The 2,050-nt window shown below is 43.6% G+C and carries 2 protein-coding genes; both read right to left on the bottom strand.

Annotated elements, in window-relative coordinates:
* Positions 1–41: 41 nt before the first annotated feature.
* The gene (locus WBA23_RS16050) at positions 42–455 is read right to left on the bottom strand and encodes a hypothetical protein (protein ID WP_424583300.1); all 414 of its coding nucleotides are present in this window, start codon (positions 453–455) and stop codon (positions 42–44) included.
* Positions 448–2,050, bottom strand: a 1,603-nt coding sequence (locus WBA23_RS16045; RefSeq protein ID WP_424583299.1) for a glycoside hydrolase family 2 protein, incomplete at its 5' end; no start/stop codon positions are given. The genes WBA23_RS16045 and WBA23_RS16050, both read right to left, overlap by 8 nt.

Below are 2,050 nucleotides of genomic sequence, written 5' to 3'. Positions count from 1 at the left end.
GTGAAGGTCTTAACAACTTTAGAATAGTATGAATGGAATGATTATCGTATAGCTAAGTTGTAAAGAATAAAATCATCTACGTAAAATATTAATCGGTCACCCGCTATTGCTCTGTGGAACAAAGAGTCAACACCAAATCCCATACGATACGGAACATTGTAATCAGTTTGAAATGACGTTACTGGTCTACTTCCTCGGGCTAGCATAATTTGAAGATTGCTGGCCTCAGAAAGCTTCTCTACAATCTTGGGATCATTGATTTCTAAACTAAGGTACGGGTGAGTGTTTTTTCGTAATTGTGATAATTTTATTCCTTTTTCAGAATTAATTTGCTTCTGGTTCAAGCTAATAGTGATCGACGGATCGGGGGAGCTGCTTTTTAATACAAAGCAGCTAGGGCTGACCAGTAGGAATAGTAGTATGATTTTGCCGTAATGAGGTAAGGCTTTATTCATACAGCTTTCGATGAATAGCCTGTAGTGTATCTACATCCATTTTGATCACGGCCCTGTCGTAGGTCAATAGTCCGTTTACTTCGGATTCTACGTCGGTAGTTTGGGTATACACAGCAGCCGCCAACCCCTGTTCCTTCAGAGAATCTAAGGGAAGGTATAGGCTACTGTACGCCATTAGCAAACTATCGGCAGAAGTGGAAGTTTTAAAGTGAGTAGGTGCTTTGGATAAGTCCGCTACCCACAAATGATCCGGCACTACTAGTGCTTGCCCACCAAACTCACCTAATACGGCTACTCGTACATCTTCCACTTCAGGCATATTTGGTCCGGGATAGCTGTGCATATCGCTAATATCACCAGTACCTACATCTAACCACCCGCTAGCCGAGTTAATCGGACGAGAAGGATCATACTCCTTCGCCCATTCTGTTAGTTCAGCCGTATTATATTGACCCCATCCTTCGTTAAAGACTACCCACATCACAATAGAGGGGTGGTTGTAAAAATCGTCAATTAATTCGGTTAGTTCGGTTTCAAACTGTTCAGCTGATTCGGTAGTACGTTCAATTTCTTCGCCATCGCTTCGCACCCGTTCTTCCCCGCTAGGCATATCTTGCCAAACCAACAGGCCCAGTTTGTCGCACCAGTAGTACCAACGAGCGGGTTCCACTTTCACGTGTTTGCGAGCCATGTTGAAGCCCATCTTCTTGGTAACCTCTACATCGTACTTTAGAGCAGCATCTGAAGGAGCGGTGTACAGACCATCGGGCCAGAATCCTTGATCTAGCGGGCCAATTTGAAATAATGGTTCATTGTTCAAAAACAAGCGGTTGTAACCGTCATCGGCTTTTTCTACCGATATTTTCCGCATACCGAAGTAGCTCTCTAGTTTGTCGACCACGTTTCCGTCAGCATCTGTTAGTTCTATGGTCAGATCATAAAGAAAAGGATCATCAGTGGACCAAAGTTTAGGTGAAGATACTGGCAACTGAATAGAAAGATTGTCACTACCCATTTGAGTAGCTACTTCTTGTCCATTATCCGAAGCAGTCAGGCGCACATCACTCACCGTAGATTCGTCATTCGTTTGAATGTCAACTGTAAGTATCTTTTCATCAATATCGGGCACCAATTTGATACTTTCAATATAAGAAGCGGGAACTGGTTCTAACCAAACCGTTTGCCAGATACCGGTGGTAGGAGTATACCAAATTCCACGAGGTTCCAATGTTTGCTTGCCAGTAGGTTGCTTACCTTCGTCAGTAGGGTCCCATACTTCAACAATTATTTCGTGTTCATTTTCAGCCGAGGTAGCCTTTTTTATCTCAAAAGTGAAAGGATCGTAGCCACCCCGGTGATTACCTAAGTTTTGCCCGTTGATATATACGGTAGCTTCCCAGTCCACTGCACCAAAGTGCAATAGCAAGTTTTCGGTAGACCAATCTTCTGGTACTGTAAAGGTTTTTCGGTACCAAAGCTTCTGATCGGGTTGCACCATTTTCTTAACACCGGAAAGAGCCGATTCTATGGGGAAGGGCACTAATATATCGCCTTGATATTCGGTGGGCATACCGCCGTCTTTATCAGTAATAGCG

It is taken from the genome of Tunicatimonas sp., from assembly GCF_049647865.1.
In the GTDB taxonomy this organism is placed as follows: domain Bacteria; phylum Bacteroidota; class Bacteroidia; order Cytophagales; family Cyclobacteriaceae; genus Tunicatimonas.
The sequence above is the reverse complement of the archived record's forward strand: the minus strand, read 5'-3'. Positions and strand labels throughout refer to the sequence as shown.